The organism is Peribacillus sp. NPDC058002 (genome assembly GCF_042886655.1).
Taxonomy (GTDB): domain Bacteria; phylum Bacillota; class Bacilli; order Bacillales; family DSM-1321; genus Peribacillus; species Peribacillus aracenensis.
This window is the reverse complement of the sequence record NZ_JBHVQU010000450.1, coordinates 1-1,810: the sequence shown is the minus strand read 5'-3', so window position 1 is coordinate 1,810 and position 1,810 is coordinate 1. Positions and strand designations below refer to the sequence as shown.

Annotated in this window: 2 protein-coding genes; one reads left to right on the top strand and one right to left on the bottom strand. The window is 35.7% G+C overall.

Going from position 1 to position 1,810, the window contains the following annotated elements; genetic code table 11:
- Positions 1 to 709 (top strand): 4-hydroxy-tetrahydrodipicolinate synthase (gene dapA, locus ACFVSH_RS26200; protein ID WP_387708725.1); only part of this gene is annotated, 709 nt, incomplete at its 5' end.
- A 630-nt stretch (positions 710 to 1,339) separates the two neighbouring features.
- Here dapA and ACFVSH_RS26195 read toward each other — a convergent pair.
- The coding region (locus ACFVSH_RS26195) for an Lrp/AsnC family transcriptional regulator (protein WP_387708723.1) at positions 1,340 to 1,810 on the bottom strand (471 nt) is incomplete at its 5' end.

Genomic DNA, 1,810 nt, shown 5'->3' with positions numbered 1-1,810 from the left:
GGTTGTAGAAGTTGTTGATGGAAGAGTTCCAGTCATAGCTGGAACTGGCTCAAATAACACGAGGGCTTCCATCAGCTTAACAAAACAAGCAGAGGCAGCAGGAGTCGACGGAATCATGCTCGTTACCCCATACTATAACAAGCCGTCTCAAGAAGGATTATTCCAGCACTTTAGTGCTATTGCCCATTCAACATCATTACCGGTAATGCTTTATAATATCCCAGGACGAAGTGTCGTGAACATGTCCGTTGAGACGATTGTTAGCCTCTCAAAAATCAACAATATTGTGGCAGTAAAAGAAGCAAGTGGTGACTTAGATGCCATGGCACAAATCATCAGCAAAACAACTAGCGATTTTACATTGTACAGCGGCGATGATGGATTGACATTACCGGTTTTAGCCATCGGAGGAACAGGCATTGTTTCGGTTGCTTCACACATAATTGGCAATGAAATGCAAGAAATGATCAATAGCTTTAAAAATGGGGATGTCCAAGTTGCTGCCACTGCACATCGCGACCTTCTTCCAATTATGAAAGCATTATTTGCTGCACCAAGCCCAGCACCGGTAAAATCAGCATTAAATATGCGGGGGTTAAATGTTGGAGGTGTCCGCTTACCATTGGTCCCTTTAAACGATGAAGAAAAAAGAGCACTACAAATAGCTCTACAACCGAGTAACGCAGAAGCAATTTTGTTAAGTAAATAAACTTAATGATTCATTAATCGAGTCTTCAATACCGATTTTCTGATTAAAAACCATAATAACCGGGCGAAATTTAAAAAAGCAGTGCAAACTTCGAATGAAGTGTACTGCTTTTTAATCACTGCATGGCTCAGTGCTAAAACTAGTTGAGCAATATAATGATTTTATGATTAAGGGCAAAAGGAGGATTTACATTTTCAAGAAAAATATATTTTGTATCCAGTAGGAATCGTAAATGTCGAATTTTCTATAGCAATGATTTCGGGGATTGATCATAAGCTTATTATTTCTAGTGATGTTGATATGTAATTATTAAGACAGAGTCGTTCCATAGTATTCAATCTATAATGGCTCCTTAACACATTCAAAAGAAATAAAGTAATTATAGCTTTGACGTTCAAAATTTTGAACGAACATTATTATAGTTCAACTTAGAAATGGATTTATATCAACTTATATCACTTGATTATGAATAATAGTCTATTTTCTCTTTTATAAAGGCTATTTTTTTAACGAGTTTTTTTATCCAACCCCTTTTACCTCATGGCCTGAAGTCGCTTTCTACTACTTTTCTCTCTCTTGTTCTATCAAAAACCGCTCGTAAAAGTGACTTTTACGAACGGGACTTTTTTCCTATATGGGTAAAACTGTTGAATATTTTATTTCTCTGAGAGCTAGGCTAGTTTGAATTCTTGTTATGCCTAGTTTATTTAACTTTCTAATAAATATTTCTAATTCATGCCGATCTTTGTTAGCCACTTTTAAAAGATAATCATACTCACCTGTTAAACAATGGCACTCTAATACTTCCGACATAGAAGCTAATGCCTTCTCCAAAACTTCCAGTTTTTCAGCTTGATGTATATTCGTACTCATAAAAATAAAACATAATAAATCAAAACCTAGCTTCTCCTGGTTTAAAATTGCTACTTGCCCATTAATAAATCCTTCATTTTCCAAACGTTTTATCCTAGAATGTATAGCTGGTGGAGATAACTTGACACGCTTTGCAAGCTCAGTATTGCTTATTTGTGCATCCTTTTGCAGTAAATCTAAAATTTGAATATCAACATTATCAAGAACCTTGCTTACGATAGATTCCAC